Origin of the sequence: Kitasatospora sp. NPDC007106 (assembly GCF_040634455.1) — a bacterium.
Classification (GTDB): Bacteria; Actinomycetota; Actinomycetes; order Streptomycetales; family Streptomycetaceae; genus Kitasatospora; species Kitasatospora arboriphila.
The window spans coordinates 1-4,099 of record NZ_JBEYFP010000541.1 but is presented as its reverse complement, the minus strand read 5'-3'; the positions used below and the strand labels follow the sequence as shown (position 1 = coordinate 4,099).

General features: G+C 75.5%; 4 protein-coding genes. 2 read left to right on the top strand and 2 right to left on the bottom strand.

Features of this window, described 5'->3' with window-relative positions; all coding sequences use genetic code 11:
• Window positions 1-296: 296 nt before the first annotated feature.
• Both ABZ641_RS28000 and ABZ641_RS27995 read left to right on the top strand, forming a co-directional pair.
• A complete protein-coding gene (locus ABZ641_RS28000; RefSeq protein ID WP_359986062.1) occupies window positions 297-1,058 on the top strand; it encodes a glycoside hydrolase family 16 protein in 762 nt (253 codons plus the stop codon).
• A gap of 22 nt (window positions 1,059-1,080) precedes the next feature.
• A complete protein-coding gene (locus tag ABZ641_RS27995) occupies window positions 1,081-2,301 on the top strand; it encodes an ATP-grasp domain-containing protein (protein WP_344625451.1) in 1,221 nt (406 codons plus the stop codon).
• Window positions 2,302-2,346: 45 nt separating this feature from the next.
• Here ABZ641_RS27995 and ABZ641_RS27990 read toward each other — a convergent pair whose 3' ends face one another.
• Together ABZ641_RS27990 and ABZ641_RS27985 are read right to left on the bottom strand one after the other, a co-directional pair.
• Window positions 2,347-3,573 carry an NAD(P)-binding domain-containing protein gene (locus ABZ641_RS27990; protein ID WP_359986059.1) on the bottom strand — a complete coding sequence of 409 codons (1,227 nt, stop codon included), beginning with the start codon at window positions 3,571-3,573 and terminating at the stop codon, window positions 2,347-2,349.
• 75 nt (window positions 3,574-3,648) lie between these two features.
• On the bottom strand, window positions 3,649-4,099 hold a 451-nt coding region (locus ABZ641_RS27985; protein WP_359986056.1), incomplete at its 5' end, for an FxLYD domain-containing protein.

Genomic DNA, 4,099 nt, shown 5'->3' with positions numbered 1-4,099 from the left:
CTCCAACTAACACAACCCCTAATACCCCACCTCGTTCTTTTTCCGATCGGGGGGGGTTGTTGTGGCTGCCGGCCTCCCCCACCCCGTTGGTGCCGCCCCCCCCCCCGGGGCGCCCCCCCCCCCCCCCCGACCCGGCCACCCGCTCCACCCGCGAGGGGCCGCCCCCGCCGCCCGGCCGGTACGACCGCTCGGCGCTGCGGGCCGGTGCGCTGGTCGCGGCCTGCGTCCTGGCCGGTGCCACCGCCTGCGGCGACCCGACCGCCGGCGGCTCCCCGGCCTCGCGGACACAGGCCGCCGTGCCGGGCGCGCAGCGGGCGACCGACCCGCCGACCCCGCCGGGGCCCTGGCACCGGGTCTTCCTCGACGACTTCACCGGCTCCCGGCTGAACACCGCGGACTGGGCCACCTGCTACGACTGGAACGACGGCGGCTGCACCAACGCCGGCAACCACGAGCTCCAGTGGTACCTGCCCGGCCAGGTGTCCGTCGGCAACGGGGACCTCGCCCTCACCGCCGACCGCCGGACCACCCACGGCACCGACGGCAAGACCTACCCGTGGACCTCCGGCATGGTCAGCACCGGCCGCGACCACTGGGACGGCGCACCGCGGCACACCTTCACCTACGGCTGGTTCGCCGCCGCCGTCAAGGTGCCGGTCGCGGCCGAGGGCATGTTCCCGGCGTTCTGGCTGATCCCCGCCGACGCCCGCGGCACCCCGCCCGAGATCGACATCGCCGAGTTCATCAACAGCGCCTCGCACGTCGACTCCAACCTGCACTGGCGGGCCCCCGACGGCAGCGACACCCACATCGGCAACCGCTACGGCCCGGCCGACTTCTCGGGCGGCTACCACGTCTTCGCGGTCGACTGGCAGCCCGACTCGGTCACCTGGTACGTCGACGGCGTCCAGCGCTTCAAGGTCACCGAACCGGCCGCGATCCCGCACGTGGCCATGGAACTGGTGATCAACCTGGCGGTCGGCTTCCAGACCGCGCCGCCGCCCGGCACCGACTCCGCCCGGCTGGACGTCGGCTGGGTCGCCGTCTGGCAGCGCTGACCCGCCCGAGGAGGTGGACCCGATGCAGGCCGAGGGCCCTGAACTGGACCGCGGAGTACCCGTGCTGATGGTGAAGGTCGGCCACTACCCGGACGCCTACGGCGCCTACGGCGCCGCCCGGTCGCTCGGCCGGGCCGGCGTGCCGGTGTACGCCATGGTGGAGGACGCGCTGACCCCGACCGCGCTCTCCCGCTACGTGCGGCGGGCCTTCGTCCGGCCCACCAGCGCGGGGGAACCGCCCGAGGCACTGGTGGCCGCCCTGCTGGCCGCCGGGAGGGCGATCGGCCGCCCCACCGTCGCGGTGCCCACCGACGACGAGGCCGCCGTGCTGCTCGCCGAGCACCGCTCCGAACTGGCCGGGCGGTTCCTGCTGCCACCGGTACCGGCGGACCTGCCGCGCCGGCTCGCCGACAAGGGCGGCCTGCACGAGCTCTGCCGCACGAACGGCGTGGCCACCCCGCGCGCCGCGACCCCGGCCGACCGGTCCGAACTCCTCGCCACGGCGCGGGAGTGGGGCTACCCGGTCGTCCTGAAGAACCTCGCCCCCTTCACCCGACAGGTGCGCCCCGCCGTCAGCCACACCACGGTCGTGCCCGACGAGCCGGCCCTGCTGGCCGCCTGCCCCTCGGACGGCCCGCTCTCGGTGCTGCTCCAGGAGTACGTCCCGCAGTCCTGCGCCGAGGACTGGATCACCCACCTCTGCTGCGGGTCCGGCGGCAAGCCGCTGGTCGTCTTCACCGGCGTCAAGGACCGCTCGTGGCCGCCGGAGAGCGGTGTCACCACCCGCGGCCACACCCGGCCGAACCCCGAACTCGCGGCGCTGGCCACCGACTTCTGCGAGGCCATCGGCTACTGCGGCAGCGCCGACCTGGACTGGCGCCTCGACCGGCGGGACGGCCGCTACAAGCTGCTGGACTTCAACCCCCGCAACGGCGCCCAGTTCCGCCTCTTCGAGACGGTGGACGGGGTCGACGTCGTCCGCGCCCTGCACCTCTGGCTGACCGGCCGCCCCGTCCCGGCCGGGCCGCAGCGGCCGCGACGCTTCCGGGCGGGCCGGCTCGACACCCTCTCCGCGCTGGCCGGTGCCTGGCAGGACCGCTGCCGCCCCTGGGGCCTGTGGGCGGAGCCCCACACCGAGCACGCCTGGTTCGCCGCGGACGACCCGGCCCCGGCGGTGGCGGCGCTGCTCCGCTTCGGCGTTCCCGCGCCGTACCGGATGCTGAGGTCCAGGATCGGCGGGTGAGCGGGGGCCCGGCGCCGCGCGGCGGGCCCCCGCCCGCCGTTCGTCCTACGCGTCCCGGTTGCTGCGGGCGGCGACGTGCCGGCCGATCCGGTTGGCCGCGAAGTGCGTCCCGCAGACGAAGCGCATCACCGGCCCGAAGGTGTTCGCGGCGGCCAGCCCGGTGAAGTACAGGCCCGGCACGGACGACTCCAGACCCGGGCCGAGCCGCGGCGCGCCCGCGGCCGTGGTGCGGATCGCCCGGCGCAGCCCCTCGTCGAGGACGGCGAGCCGGGCCACGTCCGCCCGGTAGCCGGTGGCGGCCAGCACGTGGTCGGCCTCCAGCAGTTCGGTCGGGCCCTCCAGGCTCAGCCGGACGGTGCCGTCCACCGCCTCGGCCGCCGCCAGCGGATGCCCGGTGAGCACCGGGAAGAGACCGTCCACCCGCTCCTCCAGCCACCAGGCACCGGCCGGGCCGAGCACCCGGCGGACCCGGAGGGCCCGCGCCTCGTCCGGCAGGAACCGGAACAGCCAGGGGATGTCGGCATACGCGCGCATGCCCCACCCCGGGCCGAGGTTGCTGGACGGCCGGGTCACCCGGGCGGTGAGCGGGCGGCTGGCCGGCAGGTCGGCGTCCGGCGGCTCGCCGAAGATCACCCGCGGGCCGCGGACCACCACGGTGGGGGAGGCCCCGGCCTCGTGCAGCAGGGCCGCGCTCTCCAGCGCCGACTGTCCGGCGCCCACCACGGCCACCCGCTGCCCGGCGAACTTCCGCAGGTCCGCGTGCTCGCTGGTGTGCGAGCACAGGCCCGTCCCGGCCAGTGCGGCGAGTTCGGGCGGCAGGTACGCGAAGGGCCGCAGACCGGTCGACATGACGACCGAACGGGCCGCCACCGACTCGCCGCCCTCCAGGGTCACCCGGAACCCGCCCGGTGCGCCCTCGACCCGCGCGACCTGCGTCCGTTCCAGCTCGGGCACCCGCTCCCGCTGGAACCACTCGCCGTACTCGACGAACTCGTCCAGCGGGATCGGGTAGGTGTCGCCGACCGTGCCGCGGCCGGCGCGGTGGCGGAAGTCGTTGAAGCCGTAACGGCCCGAGGGATCGGAGATGCAGGACGCCCGCGGTGTCGACTTCAGGAACATCCCCGCGGGCATGCCCTCGCGCCAGCCCGCCATCGGCTCGCCGAACGCCCGGAAGGACACGCCGGCGCCCCGCAGGTGCGCCGCTGTCGCCAGCCCGTACGGGCCGGCTCCGATCACGACGGCCTCGGGCTCGACCGTTCCCCGTCCCTGCATGAGTGGCCACCTCCGGTGTGGAACAACCCTCGTCCCAGCATGCGGCGGCCTCACCCGGTCGGCACCCTGGCAGGGTCAGAAACGCTGCGCCCGCGCGACCTTGGCGCTGGCTGCGTCGACCTTCTGGTCGCCGTGCGCGAGCACCGTGCGGCGCTCACCGGGGGCGACGTCCGAGGTGCCCACCACCACCGTCTCCACAGTGGCGCCGGAGGAGTCCACGAAGTCCACCTGGACGGCGTAGCTCGCCTTCTGAGAGGTCGAGTTGGTGATCGTGACGGTGGCCGCCGGGAAGCCGTCCGTGGCGGTGGTGGGCACCCCGGTCAGCACCACGTCGCCGATCGCGTTGCCGGTGCCGGCGACCCCGCTCAGGGCGGCGCTGGCGCTCTGCCGGGCCTTCGAGATCTGCGCGGAGACCGAGGACTCGAAAGCGGCGGCCCGGGACTCCACCGAGGCCGCCGCGGCCGAGGCGGAGGCGGCCCGGGCGAGGGCCGCCTCGGAGATCAGCGCGGCCGCGCGAGTTCGGAAG